Below are 14,718 nucleotides of genomic sequence, written 5' to 3' on the forward strand. Positions count from 1 at the left end.
GCTCGCCCCCACGAGCTCGTGTGAATCCGGTGTTCGCAGGTCCAGCCATGGCAGCCGACGACACCCTGCGTACCTGCGCGAGGTCCGCGAGCACGTCGCTGCCTGGACCTATCAACCCTATGCAGACGTTGTTCGAAACGGTCGGGCCAAAGTCGGCTTCGCGGACCGTTACCGGTTGCTGGAACTAGGCTGGTCAAGAAATGTGAGGCTCTGCAGACAGGGTGAGAGATGAAGCTTCGATCGTTTCAGGTCCGGCGGTACAAGAACGTGTTGGATTCGACGCAGGTTTCGGTGGAATCGGACGTGACCACGCTCGTCGGCATGAACGAGTCGGGCAAGTCGACAATGTTGGATGCGCTCTACCGGTTGAACCCCGTGTACGCCGACATCTTCGTGGAGAGGGACGACTACCCGCGGTGGCGATGGAAGCGTGACGGACGAAAGGAGAACCTTTCTGCGGTCACACCGATTGAGGCGACTTTCGAACTCGACGAGGACGACCTTGAGGCGCTGCGGAGCGCGCTTGGTGAGGGCGTCGCCACGTCCGCGACCGTAGTCACCGGTCGGCGCTACGACGGAGACCGGTGGATTGACTTTTTGGTCGATGAGCGGCGTTTTCTCCACAACGTCCTCGACGGGCACCCTGGCGCAGCCGAACTCTTGCAGGCGCACGCCTCGGTCACCTCGCTTAAAGACGCCCTCGCGGCGGATGCTACGCCTTCGCCTGGCGGTGGGGACGTTACGGATGAGTCCGACGAGGACGCCGAAGCTACCGCGTTGGCCGCCGCCGACGCCGAGGCTCTGGCAAGGATCACGTCCCTTCTCGGTGAGGAAGAGAGCCTGGACGCGATCGCGATGAGGATCGTGATGCAACGGATGCCGAAGTTTTTCCGCTTCGCTTCATATCAAAACCTTGAGGGACGCGTTGACGTCTCCACGCTGCGCTCCACGGCGAACGAGCAGCCGGGTGCCTCGTCTAAGCAGACGGCGAGGGCTCTGCTCCGACTCGCCGACACCGACATCGATTCGCTTACCGATGCGGAGTTCGAATCGCGCACTGCAGAGCTTGAAGCCGTGTCCAGCGACCTATCGCGCGAGATGGCCGAGTACTGGAGCACCAATCCCGATTTGCGGATCAAGGTGGAAATTGAGCCGGAGACCGTCCAGGCGCCGAACGGGCAGAACACCGTTGTCCGATACCTCAACTTTCGGGTGGAGGACCGCAAGCACGACTTCACCAACAATTTCTCACTCCGCTCGTCTGGCTACCAGTGGTTCTTCTCCTTCCTTGCGGCGTTCAGCGAATTCGAGGACCGAGATGACGTGGTGATCCTGCTCGATGAGCCAGCGCTCACACTGCACGCCAAGGCTCAACGTGACTTCCTGAGGTTCATCAACAAGCGCCTCGCGCCAATCGGCCAAGTCCTCTACACGACGCATTCACCGTTCATGGTTGAGCAGATTGAGCGAGTCCGTATCGTTGAGGACCGTGGTGGTGAGGTCGGCTCTGTAACTTCTTCGGACGTTCTAGAGGTCGGCGATGACAGTGCGTTTCCCCTCCAAGCCGCCCTTGGCTATGACCTGTCGCAGAACCTCTTTATCGGTGAGCGCAACCTGCTCGTCGAGGGTCCATCCGACTTGGTGTATCTGGACTTAATTGGCCGCCACCTACGCGCCCAAGGCAGGGAAGGGCTCGACGAGCGCTGGCGGATCCTCCCAGCGGGCGGCGCGTCCAACTTGCCCGCTTTCGTCTCCCTGCTCGGGCAGAAGGTGTCCGTGACGGTACTGCTCGACTCTGGCACCGAGGGCAGCGGCAAGGTTGAGGCCGCGATAAAGGCCAACAAGATTGCAGGCAAAAGGATCGTTTTCGTCGGGTCGGTTCTCAAGCAGAAGCACAGTGACATCGAGGACCTTTTTGGCGTCAGCGACTACCTCATGCTTTACAACGAGGCATTCGGTAGGAAGCACAAGGTGGGGGACCTTCCTGTTCATCCAGATCGACTAGTCCTTCGACTGGCGGAGCTGGACGGCAAGTTCGATCACTGGGGGCCAGCGGAAATTCTGCTTCGCGACCCTTCCAGAATCGAGAAGCTATCCCCGACGACCCTTGGGAATTTCGAGGCGCTGGCCAAGCTCATCAACGCTACTCATGACGACTGAGCCTCGCAGCGTAAGTCCTCCCACGGGGTCAGCCGTCGCACATCTTTTCGGGGGTGTTTGGGGTACACCAATCTGCCTGGTTGACCTGCGGAAATGCGTCAGTGCGCCGAGTTGGCACCGAGTTCAACGGTGAGAACTCCGACGGCGATGAGGAGGATGCCGAGGGTCATGGTTCGGGTGAGGGGTTCGTGGAAGATGACTCGGGCGAGGATCGCGGTGAGAGCTACGCCGGATGCTGCCCAGATGCCGTAGGCGACGCCAAGGGCCATGCCGTCGGCCAAGGCGAGACTTAAGGCGACGAACGCCACGAGATACCCCGCGGTGACGCCGATGAACCATTTCTTCACCCGGCCACCGTCGGAGGCTCGTAGCGACATGGTCGCGACGACTTCGGACAAGATGGCGCCGGCGAGGAAGATCCATCTCATGAGTTGACTCCTGCTTCCTGGGCTGCGGTTTGCTGAGCTTTCTGGGAGCCGAGTTCGACGGTGAGTACACCGCCGATGATCAGAACCATTCCAAGACCCATCACAGCGGTCAGAGGTTCACCGAAAATCGCGGCGGATAGCACGGCGGCGAGCATGACCCCGCTGGCTCCCCAGATGCCGTAGGCGACGCCGATCTGCATTCCTTCGCGCAGGCAGAAGGTGAGGAAGACGAAAGCGCCGATGTATCCGGCAGCAACCACGATGTACCAGGATGGGTGATTGAGCGCCGCCTTGAGAGACAGCGTCGCCCCCACTTCGGTAGTGATGGCGCCGGCGAGCAGGAGCCACTTCTTCATGGGGTTGTTCCTTCGATCAGGGAGCGAATGCTGGAGACGACGGCTTCGAGATCCGCGCCGTGGAGGGTGAACACACCGGTGGCCTGGGCACCCCAGAGTCCGTCGGCGGCGAGTCGGGCGGTGGTCAGCCTGGCTCGGGTGGCGGCGTCGAGATCGTCCGGGAGTTCGAGCCAGCGGCCCATCCGCGTAGTCCACGGTTCGGTGAGTTCGGGCCGGTACGTCGCTTGGCCCCAGATGATGAACTCGGCGCGCTTGGCGGCCCCGTGGGCGGCGACGTGAAGGTAGCTCAGGAGCCGCTCGGTGGCGTTGGCGTTCTCGAGGGGCTTGCCAAGGGTGGCAGTCATGTCGTTCTCGACGTTGGCCGCAGCGTGGTCGACGATCGCGGCGAGCAGCACGTCGCGGTTGCTGAAGTGATACAGCAATCCCGGTTTGGTGAGCCCGGCCTCGTGGGCCACTGCGTCAAGGGTGATGTCGCCACCCTCCGCTGCGTTCATGACGCGGAGGGCAGCTTCCAGGATCGCGGAGCGCTGACTGGGTCGCATATAGCTAACTTTACCATTTGGTAGGTGAAACCTTGAACTGCGAGCGTTGGTGGTGCACCTGGGGTACACCCCAAATGACTGCCGTAGGCCCCGGACCCTTGATGTGGCTTTCGCCGTTATATGGCGGGGTTCTGTCGACGCTCTGTGGCGGCATCTGCTCATGGCGATACACGCGAGCACCGGTCTGGTCACAGATAGCGGCAGACGGTCGTGGTGTCGCATTTGGTGGGGTCGCTGGTGGTGGCACTGTGGTGAAGGTGCGCGACGGTGTGTCGCAGTGCTTGCAGGTCGGCGATTTGGCGGTCCAGGTCGCCCAGGTGGGCTTCGAGCAGGGCGTGCACGTGCTGGCAGGGTGCGACTCCGGCGTCGCGGATGTCGAGGATCTCGCGAATCTGGGCCAGGGTGAGCCCAGCGGTGCGGCCGCGGCGAACGAAGTCCAGGCGCGCCAGGGCCGCAGGGGTGTAGTCGCGGTATCCGTTGGCGGTGCGCTCAGGCGCAGGTAGTAGGCCGGCTTCTTCGTAGAAGCGCAGCGTCTTGGTTGTGGTGCCGCTGGCCACGGCCAACTCACCGATGCGCACAGTGGCCCCTTTCTCGGCTCTCGTCCATGTTCGCCTTGACCTTCCCCTGCGCTGGAACGTCCACTATGGACGCTGAAGAGGGGTCACGCGAAGGAAGGTGGGCAAATGGGTGTGGACTACGACGTCGATCTGGCCGTGATCGGCTCAGGAGGCGCGGCGATGTCCGCCGCCATCGCGGCCAGCCAGGCCGGTAAGAGCGTCGTGCTGGTTGAGCGCGGTGTTCTGGGCGGGACGTGCGTGAACATCGGCTGCGTGCCGTCCAAGACGCTCCTGGCGGCCGCCGGGGCCCGGCACGCCGCGCTCACCAATCCCTTCAAAGGTGCCCCAACGTCAGCCGCACCGGTGAACCTCGGCGATCTGGTGGCCCAGAAGGACGCACTCATCGAGCGCCTGCGTGATGCGAAGTACGCCGATGTGGCCGCTGCCTACGGCTTCCAGGTCCGCCCAGGCCAGGCCAGCTTCCTGGACGGGGACACCCTGGCCGTCGACGGCCAGGCGCTGCGGGCCCGGGCCTATCTGGTCGCCACCGGTGCCACCCCCGCCATCCCGGAGGTGGTCGGTCTCGACTCTGTGGACCGGCTGACGTCCACCACCGCGATGCAGCTGACCGAGCTGCCTGAGTCCCTGGTCGTTATCGGTGGCGGGTACGTCGGGATGGAGCAGGCCCAGCTGTTCGCTCACCTCGGCACCCGGGTCTCTGTGGTCGGGCGTCTGGCGCCGCACGCCGAGCCGGAGCTGGCCCAGAGACTTCGGGAAGTCTTCACCGACGACGGCATCACCGTGGTCGAAGAGCGCGCGACCACTGTGGCCCGCGAACCAGGCCCCGCAGGAGAGGTGGTGGTGACCACGGACTCGGGCGAACAGGTGCGCGGCGCGCAGGTCCTGGTGGCCACCGGACGCCTGCCCCGCACCGACGGCCTGAACCTGGCCGCTGCCGGTGTGGACGTGGACGAGCGCGGCTTCGTCGTGGTCGACCAGACCCAGCGCACCTCCAACCCGCGCGTCTGGGCCGCCGGTGACGTCTCGGGGGCTCCCCAGTACGTCTACGCCGCCGCCGCCGGCGGTCGGGCCGCCGCGCTCAACGCCCTGACCGAGGACAGGTACCCGCCGGCAGCTCGGGTCGACTACGCCGGCTTTCCTGCGGTCGTGTTCACCCGGCCCCAGCTGGCCTCGGCGGGGTTGACCGAGGACGAGGCCCTCACCCGAGGGCACGCGTGCGACTGCCGCGTCCTGGACCTGTCCGATGTCCCCCGGGCGCTCGTCCAGCACGACACCCGCGGGGCGGTGAAGCTCGTCGCCGACGCCGTGAGCGGCAAGGTTCTGGGCGTGCACGCTCTGGCGGACGGGGCCGGGGAGATCATGCTGGCGGCCACCTACGCCATCAAAAGCGGCATGACCGTCGACGATCTGGCCGACACCTGGGCGCCGTACCTGACCATGAGCGAAAGCCTGCGCATCGTGGCCGGCCTCTTCCGAAACCAGATGCCGACGTCATGCTGCGCCTGAAACCCGCGGCCCCAGCGGGGTGGACGAGGGCTCCCGCGGCGGCCCGCCTGGCGCCGTGAATGTGCCTTAAAAACCTACAGTCTTATGAGACACCAGGCGGGGACCGGACGCCGAGACCGCTTCATGGGCCGATGGGCACCTTCTGCCTCTCGCGAAGTCGTCTCACCGTGAACTGTCGCAGGGTGGTGCTCGGTAGGGGTTTGTGAGTCATAATCATGTCATGAGGCTCTTGGGGTACACCTGTGGCTTCGTTCGCTTGGTGGCGGGGTTTTTGCAGCGCTCCGTGGCGGTCTTGTTGCCGCGATCACGCAGGACTGGCTGCAGGTAGGTGTCGCGGTCTGAACCGAGAGGGGTGCGCCCGGTCGGGGCCGTTTGGATCGCTGCCGCTACGTCAGAGTCCGAAGGCTCCGCCGCTGACGAGGATCACGATGCCGAGGCCGATGAGAACGATGGGGAAGAGGATGTGCTCCCAGCGTTCGAGCACTTCGGCGATCGGGGGGCGGGTGGCGACGAACTTTGCCAGGGCCACCAGGACCGCGACGAGCGCGAGGAAGATGATGCAGTAGGCGACTACTGCGAGAGGTTCCACGCTGAGGAAGACAGGGGTGTAGACGCCGATGTTGTCGCCGCCGTTGGCAAGGGTGACGCCTGCGACTGTCCACACGCCGACCTTCTTGCCGGCAACCTTGACCTCGTCGTCATCGTCGTCATCGTCTCCGCGCCAGGCCTGCCATGCGGCCCAGAGGCCGAGGCCCAGAGGGATGAGACCGAAGTACGGGATGGCTGCCGAGGGCAGGAATGCTCCGGCACCGATAGTCACCAGGACCGCGGCACCGAGGATGCCGGCGAATCCGAGGTACTGGCCGGCCAGAATGCGGGCGGTAGTGCCGCGCTGGCCTGCCCCTCGCGCGAAGAAGAGGGAGAGCACGATGATGTCGTCGATGTTGGTCGCTGCGAACAGGCCCATCGCCTGCAAGACCGAGGTGAGGATCATGCGCCCTCCCCAGCTGCGTCGCATCCGGGAAGCGAGCAGGCGGGATCGATGCACGGGGCGTCTTCGTCCACTGCCAGGGTGGCATCGACCAGTGCCGTCAGCGCCTGCGCCAGGTGCGAATCGGCGATCTCATATCGTGTCCGACGACCCTCGGGCTCGGAGACGACGATCCCGCAATCGCGCAGGCATGCCAGGTGGTTGGACACGTTCGGGCGTGTCAGGTCCAGATCTCGGGCCAGTTCCGCCGGGTAAGCGGGATGGTCGAGCAGGGTCAAGATGATCCGGGATCGAGTGGGGTCGGCCAGTGCACGACCCAGGCGGTTCATCACGTCGAGACGCGAAGCGATAGTCAGCATGGACTGAACTATACAGCGCGCACTGAACACTCGGTCACAGGCGTCAGCCCAGATCGCATGCCCGTAAGGGGAACCCTCACCGGACACCACCGCTACTTATCGAGAGGAACGACGGCACGCCTGGCGGGCTGTCCCGTAAGACCCGTCCGGTGAACTGTCCGGTGAAGGGAGGCTATATGACACACTGGGGAGCATGTCCCCCTTGAAGGTCGGCTATGCCCGAGTCTCCACCGACGAGCAGGACCTGACCGCGCAGCGTGACGGACTCGCGGCGTTCGGCGTCGATCCCAAGCGCATCTACGTCGATCACGGGCTCACGGGCCGCAACGCCGACCGTGAGGGCCTGCGGCAGGCGCTGGCTGCCTGTCGGGACGGCGATACGTTCGTGGTCACCAAGCTCGATCGGCTGGCGCGTTCAGTCCGTGATGCCCACCAGATCGCCGACGACCTCGCGGCGCGGGAAGTGAAGCTGAGCATCGCCGGATCGGTGTACGACCCGACCGACCCGATGGGGAAACTGTTGTTCAACGTGCTGGCGATGGTCGCCGAGTTCGAAGCCGACCTCATCCGTGCCCGCACCCGCGAGGGGATGAAGGTCGCCAAGGCCAAGGGCCGGCTGCGCGGGAAGTCACCGAAACTCACCCCCCGGCAAGAAGCTCACCTCGTCCAGCTACATGCTGCCGACGAGCACACCGTGGGCGAGCTGGCCGAGCTGTTCAGCGTGGGCCGCTCCACGGTCTACCGCGCCCTTCAGCGCGCCGAGCGCGGGCGCGAGAACGCCTTGCAGTAGGTGCGTCGTGGACGCTCGAGCGCGGTGGCGAATCCTCAGGCTCCACGTCGAGGACCAGGTGCCCCTCGCGCGCTTAGCTCGCGAGACCGATGTAGGGCTGCGGACCCTGGAGCGCTGGCACGCCCGCTACCGCGCCGACGGCTACGCCGGACTGGAGACAGCCTCACGAGCGGACACCGGCTCCCGCCGCCTTCCGCCCGACCTCGTCCACCTGATCCAGGGCCTGGCACTGAGCAAGCCGCGGCCGGCCATCGCCACCATCCACCGCAAAGTCACCGGCATCTGCGCCGCCCGGAGGTGGCCGGTCCCCTCCTACTCCGTGGTGTGGGACATCGTGCGGACCCTGGATCCCGGCATGGTCACCCTCGCCCTGGAGGGCGCAGCGTCCTACCGCGACAAGCACGAGCTGGTACTCCGCCGGCAAGCAGAGCTGCCCAACGCGATGTGGCAATCCGATCACACCATGCTCGACATCCTGGTGGTGGGCACCGACGGCAAGCCCGCACGGCCATGGCTGACAACGATCCTCGACGACTGCTCCCGGGCGGTCTGCGGCTACACAGTCTTCCTGGGCGCACCGTCGGCGATGAACACCGCCCTGGCGCTGCGCCAAGCGATCTGGCACAAGACCGACCCGGCCTGGCCGATGTGCGGCCTGCCCGACGTGCTCTACGTCGACCACGGCAGCGACTTCACCAGTGACCAGCTCGCCCACACCGCCGTCGACCTCCACATCCGACTGATCCACTCCACCGTCGCCCGACCCCAGGGACGGGGCAAGATCGAGCGGTTCTTCGGCACCATCAACACCGAGCTACTCGCCACCCTGCCCGGACACATCACCGAAGGGCACCCCTGGCCGACACCGAAACTGTCCCTGGCCGCCCTCGATAGCGCCCTGGAGGCGTTCGTGGCCACCTACAACGACCGCACGCACAGCGAGCTCGGAACCTCCCCGCGCAGCGCGTGGATCGCCGATGGCTGGCTGCCCCGAATGCCCGAGACCCTGGAAGACCTCGACAGACTGCTGTTGACCGTCGCCAAGACCCGCGTCGTGCGCCGCGATGGCATCCGCTTCCAGGGCCTGCGCTACGTCTCGCCAACTCTGGCCGGCTACGTCGGACGCTCGGTCGTGATCCGCTACGACCCCCGCGACATCACCGAAATCCGCGTCTTCGATCACGACGAATTCGTCTGCAAGGCCGTCAACCAAGAGCACCACGACCAGAAGGTCAGCCTCAAGGAGATCCAGGCCGCGCGCAACGCCCGCCGCCGAGCGCTGCGAGCCGGCATCAACGAACGCATCGCCCTCGTGGCCGCACCTACCGAGACACCACGGATCACCGAAGCACCGACTCCGGCGCCGAGGTCGGCGTTGAAGATCTACAAGGAGGACCTCAGGTGAGCCAGCGCTTCATCGTCACCAAGGAGCACCGCCGCTTCACCGAGTTCGCCGACGCCGTGCGCCGCGGGCACACCATCGGTTTGTGCTTCGGATCAGCCGGCGTAGGAAAGACACTCTCCGCGCGCCGCTACGCACACTACGAGAAGGCTCACGACCTGCTGACCTACTGGGGGCCGCGCTCCGACAACGACGCCAAGATCTACGCCGCCTTGAACCGGAGCCGCACCGTGCTCTACACCCCCAGCGTGCTGACCACCCCGCGGACCCTGAAGGACGAGCTGACCCAAGCCATCACCCGCACCAACATGTGCATCGAGCAGCACCTCGTACCTCCCGGCACGGCCACTCCCGAGGCCTGGGGATGGCGACACGGCAGGAACTACGTGGAGCTGATCATCGTCGACGAGGCCGAACGACTGCGTCCCGCCGCTCTGGAACTGCTGCGCGATCGCTACGACCGCGACGACATCGCCCTGATCCTGATCGGCATGCCCGGCCTGGAGAAGCAGTTCAGCCACTACCCCCAGTTCTACAGCCGAGTCGGCTTCGCCCACCAGTACCGGCCCCTGGGACAAGACGAACTGCTGTTCGTCCTCGAGCGACACTGGCGATCCCTCGGCAAGACCCTCGACCCCGACGACTTCACCGACGCCCAAGCCATCGCAGCCATCGCACGGATCACCCGCGGCAACTTCCGGCTCCTCGAACGCCTCTTCCCCCAGATCCAGCGGGTCCTGAAGATCAACGAACTCGACACCATCACCAACGACGTCATCGAAGCCGCACAGAGCACCCTGGTCATCGGTGTCACCTGACCCCGCCACGAAGCGACCGAAGAACCCCGCCATTCAGCAGACGAATGTCAATGTCCGAAGTTGTCTGCACAGGTGACCTGCGTGTTTGGGGTCGGGTGAACAGGGGTGTGGCCGTTCGGCGTGTCCGTACCCGTGTGCACGGTCGACTCGTTGTTCCATAGTCTTGTGCGCGACGACGCAGTCGATGATGACGTGGTTCTTGAGCGCGGTCTGTTGGCCGTCTCCGATGAGATGTGGGCTCTGGCGGTCCGTCGGGCCGAGGTGATCGGTCCGCTGGCCGACGCCGGAACGGCCGGCGGAGATGCGGTGGAGACCGCAGCCAACCAGCTGGGCATCTCCCGGCGGCAAATCTATGTGCTGCTGCATCGGTGGCGCGAGGGCCAGGGCGTGGTCTCGGACCTGATCCCGGGTCGTTCCAGCGGCGGCCGTGGCGGGCAGCGACTGTCGGCCGCGGTTGAGGCGGTGATCCGGGAGGTGCTGGGCAAGCATTACCTGACCCGGCAGCGGAAAAAGACCGCGGCAGTCCACCGGGAGATCATGCGGACGTGCCGGACTCGGGGCCTGCCCGTTCCCTCACGCGGAGCGGTCATGCGTCGCATCGCCGCCCTGGACCCACACGCCGGGACAGTGGCCCGCGAGGGGCGAGACGCGGCTCGGCCACTGGAGTCAGCCGGCGGTCGGGTGCCACCGGTGTCCGGCGTGCTGGAGCAGGTCCAGATCGATCACACCGTGGTGGACCTGATCGTGGTCGATGAACGGCACCGTCTGCCGATCGGGCGGCCGTACGTGACGGTCGCGATCGACGTCTTCTCCCGGTCCATCGTGGGTCTGGTGATCACTCTGGAGGCGCCCTCGGCATTGTCGGTCGGGCTGTGTCTGGCGCACATGGTCACCGACAAGCGGGCCTGGGTCGAGCGCCTCGGCATCGAGGTGGACTGGCCGATGGCCGGCAAGCCGGGCGAGCTGTTTATGGACAACGCCGCGGAGTTCAAGAGCGAGGCCCTGCGGCGAGGCTGTGAGGAGCACGGGATCAGGCTGGCTTACCGGCCCCCGGGTCGCCCGCACTACGGCGGCATCGTCGAGCGGGTCATCGGCACGCTGATGGAGATGGTCCATGAGCTGCCCGGTACGACGTTCTCCAACCCGGCACAGCGCGGCGACTACGACTCCGAGACCAAGGCCGTCCTGACGGTCGCGGAGCTGGAGAAGTGGCTGGCGCTGGCGGTGGCGAGCTATCACGGGCAGGTCCACAGCACCATCGGGCAGACCCCGCAGGCCCGCTGGGCCGCCGGTACTGCCCAGACGCCGGTTGTAACGGTGGCCAATGAGACGGCGTTCCTGGTGGACTTCCTGCCGGTGTTCCGCAGGACGCTGACCCGCACCGGGTTCGTCATCGACCACGTGCACTACTTCAACGACACGCTCAAGCCGTGGATCGCCCGCCGCGACCGACTGGACCGGTTCGTCATCCGCCGCGACCCACGCGACCTCAGCCGCATCTGGGTCCTGGATCCCGAGGGTGCGTCCTATCTGCCGGTGCCCTACCGGACGCTGTCGCATCCGGCGGTGAGCGTGTGGGAGCACCGCGCCGCACTGGAGCGGCTCCGGGCCGAGGGCCGGGCACAGGTCGACGAGGAGGCGCTGTTCCGGATGGTTGAGCAGATGCGCACCATCACCGACACCGCCGAGTCCACCACGCGCAAGGCCCGCCGAGACACCGAACGCCGCAACAACGCGGGCAACGCAGCCTCACGGGCGAAACCCGCCGCCGCGCCGCCCGATGACATCCCGGCTGCCGTTGACGAGAACGGCAATGCTTCTGACGCGGAGTCCGTGGCACCGTTCGAGGTGATCGAACAGTGGTGACCGAGGGCCACTACTGGTCCGGCGCGGATTTCACGGTTCACGACCTGGACCATCTGCATGAGAGCGCTCGGTCGGTGGCGCGGCTGCCGGCACAGGAGCGGCTGCGGCACGTCCGCGCCGATCGGTGGATCGGCTACACGCGCGCCACCGCGGCGCTGGAGCGACTGGAGACGCTGTACGCGTGGCCGAGCAAGCAACGCATGCCGAACCTGTTGCTGATCGGCCCGACGAACAACGGCAAGTCGATGATCATCGAGAAGTTCCGCCGCCTCCACCCGCCCACGTCCCACGCCGATCGTGAGCAGATGCCGGTGCTGGCCGTGCAGATGCCCTCGGAGCCCACAGTGAGCCGGTTCTACGTCGCGCTGCTGGCCGCGATGGGTGCGCCGCTGCGGTCCCGGCAGCGTGTGGCCGAGCTGAGCAGGTGGGTGAGCTCGCCGATGGTGCCCTCGCTGCGGGTGAGTAGGTAGCGGGCCATGTCCTCGGTGGCGATGGCCGAGCGGCGGCGTAGCGGGAAGGCGGCGGCGAAGCTGGCCAGCAGCGCACGCGTCTCCTCGCCGGGTTCCCACCGGGGCAGCGGGACAGGCTCGAAGCGGTTCTCCAGCTGGTCATCGGAGCGGATCGCCAGGTACGCCTCGCGGGTGCCGACCCCGACCAGCGGGATGCGCAGCTCGTTGCCCAGGAACCGGATCAGGTTCAGGAACTCTCGTCGGGTGTTCCCGCGGCCGGCCAGGACGTTGTGTAGCTCGTCGATGACCAGGACCCGCACCCCGACCGCGCGCAGCAGCGACAGTGTGGCTTGCTCCACCGACGCCGCCGTAGCCGCGATCGAGTCCGGCGAAGAGGCCATCAACCAGCGCACTCTGTTGATGACGCCCTATGCCGGCCCCACCGAACGACGCCGGATGTTCGAACGCGAACTCGCATGAGGCGCCGCTGGCCGCTGCACCCGCCACCGCGCAACGACGAGGCACTCTCGTCCTGGGTGCACCGGCTGGCCGCGCTCTACGACATGGAGGTCGAGGAACTGCTCCGGCACGACCTCGCCCCGCCCGGAACCGACCCCGTCCGCACGCGCGGCGATCTGGACTGGGACCCGCCGACCTCAGTGCTGCTGGCGCTGTCAGAACGCACCGGCGTTGCTCTCGGCGACGTGCGCCGGATGACCATCGCCGGGCAGGTGCCCTGGCTACTGGATACCCTCGGCCCAGAGCCGGAGCCCGGGGCGGCGTTCGACACCTACGTCCATCAGGACTCGCTGCTCCTGACTGCCAAGGAACGACGCCACCGCCCGGTACCCGGCTGGCGCGCCTGGTTGCCGGCCTCCGGCCCCTTGCGTCGCGCCTGCCGCCACTGCATGACGACGGCGCCGGCCTTCACTGTGGTCTCTCAGCTGCCGTTGACGCTCAGCTGCCCCGAGCACGGCTGCACACTCACGCCGACCATCGGTGCCGCCGGCACGTTCCTCGGCTGGGGACCCGCGGACATGACGGCCTCCGCGCCCTCGGAAGCCGCCCTTGCCATGGATCGGCGCACGCACCAGGGCCTGCGCATGGGCACGCTCACTCTGCTGCGCCGACCGGTCCACGTCGGGGTCTGGTTCCGTCTGCTGCGCACGCTCATCGACGAGCTGTCCACCCCGTACTCGAAGCTGCGCATCCGGTCCCGGCGCACCATGGACCACATCTGGCAGAGGGCCGGCCACCCCGTCCGTGCCGGTTTCGTCGGTCACTGGCGCTGCTACGAGGCACTTCCTTGGCCAAAACAGCAGACGTTCCTCGACGCCGCCGCCACCGCCCTGGACCTAATCGAAACCGGCGACATCCTCGGCCACGGCACCCTCGCCCAGCTCCTGACCCCCGAGCCTCATCGGCCCGTTCCTGACGGCACCCCACCGGCCCCCGCACGGCGGGACTACTGGAAAGAAGCCAGAGACGCGATGGACGAGGCCATCTCCCTCGCCCGACACGACCCCGCCGCCGGCCGGCAGCTGCTGACCGGACTCACCTCCATGACCCGCAGCGAGACAAGCTTCCAGCGCACCCGCGAGGACCTGATCACCGCCGGCATCCCCGACGGCCACCTTCCACCGACACTGGCCGAGACGCATCCACCAAAGACTCGGACCGGCTCGGACGCGACTGTCACTTATTCAGCAGCGGACCACCTTCGCGTAACGTAGATTAGGTGACTCGTTACGTGACGCATTGACCCTCAGCGAGCTGGCGGCACCGGTGCTGTCACGTAAACGGTCGTATAAGTGATAGATGGGAGGCACCTCGTGCTGGTCGGCTACATGCGCGTCTCGAAGGCCGACGGATCGCAGACCACGAACCTGCAGCGGGATGCGCTCCTAGCTGAGGGCGTCGACCCGGAGGCTCTGTACGAGGACAGGGCCTCGGGCAAGAAGGAGGACCGTCCCGAGCTTGCGGCGTGCCTGAAGTCCCTACGTCACGGGGACACCCTGGTGGTGTGGAAGTTGGACCGGCTCGGCCGCGACCTGCGTCACCTGGTCAACATCGTCCACGACCTCACCCAACGCGGCATCGGCCTGAAGGTCCTCACCGGGCAAGGCGCGGCCCTCGACACCACCACCGCATCCGGCAAGCTCGTCTTCGGCATCTTCGCCGCCCTGGCCGAGTTTGAACGCGAACTCATCTCCGAACGCACGATCGCCGGCCTAGCCGCCGCCCGGGCCCGCGGCCGCAAAGGCGGACGCCCCTACAAGATGGCCCCCGCCAAGCTCCGCCTCGCCATGGCCTCCATGGGAAAGCCCGGTACCAACGTCGGTGACCTCTGCAAGGAACTCGGCATCACCCGCCAGACCCTCTACCGCCACGTCTCACCCACCGGCGAACTCCGCGAGGACGGACGCAAGCTCCTGGCCAAGGACCGCAGCAAGGTAGCCAGGTAACCTCTGTT

At 66.3% G+C, this 14,718-nt stretch carries 16 protein-coding genes; 9 read left to right on the forward strand and 7 right to left on the reverse strand.

The features are described 5' to 3' along the window. Positions 1–228 precede the first annotated feature (228 nt). The gene (locus FB459_RS01540; protein WP_141927226.1) at positions 229–2,160 is read left to right on the forward strand and encodes an AAA family ATPase; all 1,932 of its coding nucleotides are present in this window, start codon (positions 229–231) and stop codon (positions 2,158–2,160) included. Positions 2,161–2,258: 98 nt separating this feature from the next. Here FB459_RS01540 and FB459_RS01545 read toward each other — a convergent pair whose 3' ends face one another. From FB459_RS01545 to FB459_RS01560, 4 genes are all read right to left on the reverse strand, one after another. Further along, positions 2,259–2,588 (reverse strand): DMT family transporter, encoded by a 330-nt coding sequence (locus FB459_RS01545; RefSeq protein ID WP_141927227.1) that lies wholly within the window; start codon positions 2,586–2,588, stop codon positions 2,259–2,261. Then, complete coding sequence (locus tag FB459_RS01550) at positions 2,585–2,944, reverse strand: DMT family transporter (RefSeq protein WP_141927228.1); 360 nt, start codon at positions 2,942–2,944, stop codon at positions 2,585–2,587. Before FB459_RS01550 ends, FB459_RS01545 begins: the two co-directional genes overlap by 4 nt. Further along, positions 2,941–3,486, reverse strand: a complete 546-nt coding sequence (locus tag FB459_RS01555; RefSeq protein ID WP_141927229.1) for a TetR/AcrR family transcriptional regulator — start codon at positions 3,484–3,486, stop codon at positions 2,941–2,943. Before FB459_RS01555 ends, FB459_RS01550 begins: the two co-directional genes overlap by 4 nt. Positions 3,487–3,674: 188 nt before the next feature. Continuing rightward, positions 3,675–4,064 carry a heavy metal-responsive transcriptional regulator gene (locus FB459_RS01560; RefSeq protein WP_007928756.1) on the reverse strand — a complete coding sequence of 130 codons (390 nt, stop codon included), beginning with the start codon at positions 4,062–4,064 and terminating at the stop codon, positions 3,675–3,677. Between the two features lie 105 nt (positions 4,065–4,169). On the opposite strand from FB459_RS01560, the gene merA reads away from it, so the two are divergent. Continuing rightward, the gene (gene merA / locus FB459_RS01565; RefSeq protein WP_017838447.1) at positions 4,170–5,570 is read left to right on the forward strand and encodes a mercury(II) reductase; all 1,401 of its coding nucleotides are present in this window, start codon (positions 4,170–4,172) and stop codon (positions 5,568–5,570) included. A 391-nt stretch (positions 5,571–5,961) separates the two neighbouring features. Here the strand turns inward: merA and FB459_RS01570 are convergent, their stop codons facing one another. Both FB459_RS01570 and cmtR read right to left on the reverse strand, forming a co-directional pair. After that, on the reverse strand, positions 5,962–6,564 hold the full coding sequence (locus tag FB459_RS01570; RefSeq protein WP_048695616.1) for a cadmium resistance transporter: 603 nt from the start codon (positions 6,562–6,564) through the stop codon (positions 5,962–5,964). Continuing rightward, on the reverse strand, positions 6,561–6,920 hold the full coding sequence (gene cmtR / locus FB459_RS01575) for a Cd(II)/Pb(II)-sensing metalloregulatory transcriptional regulator CmtR (RefSeq protein WP_006590980.1): 360 nt from the start codon (positions 6,918–6,920) through the stop codon (positions 6,561–6,563). Before cmtR ends, FB459_RS01570 begins: the two co-directional genes overlap by 4 nt. A 193-nt stretch (positions 6,921–7,113) precedes the next feature. Here cmtR and FB459_RS01580 point away from each other — a divergent pair, with 193 nt between their 5' ends. The 5 genes from FB459_RS01580 (at position 7,114) to FB459_RS17670 (ending at position 12,266) form a co-directional block, all read left to right on the forward strand. Beyond that, positions 7,114–7,710, forward strand: coding sequence for a recombinase family protein (locus FB459_RS01580; RefSeq protein WP_010534181.1), 597 nt, complete (start codon positions 7,114–7,116; stop codon positions 7,708–7,710). Between the two features lie 7 nt (positions 7,711–7,717). Next, positions 7,718–9,115 carry a Mu transposase C-terminal domain-containing protein gene (locus FB459_RS01585; RefSeq protein ID WP_141927230.1) on the forward strand — a complete coding sequence of 466 codons (1,398 nt, stop codon included), beginning with the start codon at positions 7,718–7,720 and terminating at the stop codon, positions 9,113–9,115. Beyond that, entirely contained in the window at positions 9,112–9,930 is an 819-nt protein-coding gene (locus FB459_RS01590) for an AAA family ATPase (protein ID WP_037161208.1), read from the forward strand. Before FB459_RS01585 ends, FB459_RS01590 begins: the two co-directional genes overlap by 4 nt. Before the next feature lie 165 nt (positions 9,931–10,095). Next, positions 10,096–11,796 carry a Mu transposase C-terminal domain-containing protein gene (locus FB459_RS01595; protein ID WP_141844136.1) on the forward strand — a complete coding sequence of 567 codons (1,701 nt, stop codon included), beginning with the start codon at positions 10,096–10,098 and terminating at the stop codon, positions 11,794–11,796. Beyond that, complete coding sequence (locus tag FB459_RS17670; protein ID WP_425472269.1) at positions 11,793–12,266, forward strand: TniB family NTP-binding protein; 474 nt, start codon at positions 11,793–11,795, stop codon at positions 12,264–12,266. The genes FB459_RS01595 and FB459_RS17670 overlap by 4 nt, the downstream gene beginning before the upstream one ends. Here FB459_RS17670 and FB459_RS17675 read toward each other — a convergent pair. After that, positions 12,152–12,646 (reverse strand): TniB family NTP-binding protein, encoded by a 495-nt coding sequence (locus tag FB459_RS17675; RefSeq protein ID WP_425472270.1) that lies wholly within the window; start codon positions 12,644–12,646, stop codon positions 12,152–12,154. The genes FB459_RS17670 and FB459_RS17675 overlap by 115 nt on opposite strands. 75 nt (positions 12,647–12,721) lie before the next feature. On the opposite strand from FB459_RS17675, the gene FB459_RS01610 reads away from it, so the two are divergent. Together FB459_RS01610 and FB459_RS01615 are read left to right on the forward strand one after the other, a co-directional pair. Next, positions 12,722–13,978: a TniQ family protein gene (locus FB459_RS01610; protein ID WP_141927232.1), complete on the forward strand. Its 1,257-nt coding sequence runs from the start codon at positions 12,722–12,724 to the stop codon at positions 13,976–13,978. Between the two features lie 99 nt (positions 13,979–14,077). After that, entirely contained in the window at positions 14,078–14,710 is a 633-nt protein-coding gene (locus tag FB459_RS01615) for a recombinase family protein (RefSeq protein ID WP_141929366.1), read from the forward strand. Positions 14,711–14,718: the final 8 nt, after the last annotated feature.

This window comes from Yimella lutea, assembly GCF_006715095.1.
Taxonomy (GTDB): Bacteria; Actinomycetota; Actinomycetes; order Actinomycetales; family Dermatophilaceae; genus Yimella; species Yimella lutea.

Bases quoted from the DNA above. Each gene is read 5' to 3' on its own strand.
- FB459_RS01540 (WP_141927226.1), top strand. From the start codon at position 229: ATGAAGCTTCGATCGTTTCAGGTCCGGCGGTACAAGAACGTGTTGGAT.
- FB459_RS01545 (WP_141927227.1), bottom strand. From the start codon at position 2,588: ATGAGATGGATCTTCCTCGCCGGCGCCATCTTGTCCGAAGTCGTCGCG.
- FB459_RS01550 (WP_141927228.1), bottom strand. From the start codon at position 2,944: ATGAAGAAGTGGCTCCTGCTCGCCGGCGCCATCACTACCGAAGTGGGG.
- FB459_RS01555 (WP_141927229.1), bottom strand. From the start codon at position 3,486: ATGCGACCCAGTCAGCGCTCCGCGATCCTGGAAGCTGCCCTCCGCGTC.
- merA (WP_017838447.1), top strand. From the start codon at position 4,170: ATGGGTGTGGACTACGACGTCGATCTGGCCGTGATCGGCTCAGGAGGC.
- FB459_RS01570 (WP_048695616.1), bottom strand. From the start codon at position 6,564: ATGATCCTCACCTCGGTCTTGCAGGCGATGGGCCTGTTCGCAGCGACC.
- cmtR (WP_006590980.1), bottom strand. From the start codon at position 6,920: ATGCTGACTATCGCTTCGCGTCTCGACGTGATGAACCGCCTGGGTCGT.
- FB459_RS01580 (WP_010534181.1), top strand. From the start codon at position 7,114: ATGTCCCCCTTGAAGGTCGGCTATGCCCGAGTCTCCACCGACGAGCAG.
- FB459_RS17675 (WP_425472270.1), bottom strand. From the start codon at position 12,646: ATGGCCTCTTCGCCGGACTCGATCGCGGCTACGGCGGCGTCGGTGGAG.
- FB459_RS01610 (WP_141927232.1), top strand. From the start codon at position 12,722: ATGAGGCGCCGCTGGCCGCTGCACCCGCCACCGCGCAACGACGAGGCA.